The following is a 922-nucleotide window of genomic DNA, read 5'->3' as shown; positions in this document are numbered from 1 at the left end:
CCGGGCTTCGATGACCTGAAGCCCAACACCTTCGAAACTTACTTAACTCATTGAATCTCAAGGAGTTTTCCGTTTCGACTGCGCCGGAAGTGGGGCGAATTATAGACTTCCAGAATCTGCCGTCAACCCTTAATTTCGCTTTTCTATCAATAAGTTGCGCAGCACTGGAGATCGCCCTTTAAAACGCTCCTCTATATAGAAGAGAACGCTCAAAGAACCCCCGCCTCTCTGAACACCTTCACCGCGGCCTCATCCAAGCCCAGCACTCGCTGCAGCACCTCCAGCGTATGCTCCCCTAATAAAGGGGGCGCATTGCGATATTCCACCGGTGTCTCGGACAGTCGAATCGGACTGGCCACCTGCGGCACGCTACCGGCCAGTACGTGAGGCAATTCCATCGCCAATCCACGCGCCTGCACCTGAGGGTCGGCAAACACCTGGGCAAGGTCGTTGATTGGTCCACACGGCACACCCGCCCGCTCCAATTGAGTCACCCACTCGGCGGTGGTCTTGAACACCGTCGCCTGGCGAATCAACGGAATCAACACCGCCCGATTCGCCACCCGCAGTTTGTTTGTGGCAAAACGCGGGTCGTCAGCCCACTGCGGTTGACCGGCAACCTCAGCGAACTTTCGGAACTGGCCGTCATTACCCACCGTAAGGATGAAATCGCCATCGGCGGTAGGAAAATCCTGATAGGGCACGATGTTCGGATGGGCATTGCCCAACCGCTTCGGCGCATTACCTGTGGTCAGGTAATTCATCGCCTGGTTGGCCAGGCAAGCCACTTGAACATCCAGCAAGGCCATATCGATGTGCTGCCCGCCACCGGCATGATCCCGATGAGCCAGCGCCGCCAAAATAGCAGCAGTCGAATACAGCCCCGTGAGGATATCCGTCAGCGCGACCCCCACCTTCACCG

At 57.0% G+C, this 922-nt stretch carries 1 protein-coding gene; it reads right to left on the bottom strand.

The features are described 5' to 3' along the window. Nucleotides 1-209: 209 nt before the first annotated feature. The coding region (locus B0E42_RS28325; RefSeq protein ID WP_139353236.1) for a CaiB/BaiF CoA-transferase family protein at nt 210-922 on the bottom strand (713 nt) is incomplete at its 5' end.

Origin of the sequence: Pseudomonas sp. A25(2017) (genome assembly GCF_002001065.1) — a bacterium.
GTDB classification, from domain to species: domain Bacteria; phylum Pseudomonadota; class Gammaproteobacteria; order Pseudomonadales; family Pseudomonadaceae; genus Aquipseudomonas; species Aquipseudomonas kilonensis.
This window is presented reverse-complemented; position numbering and strand designations above follow the sequence as displayed.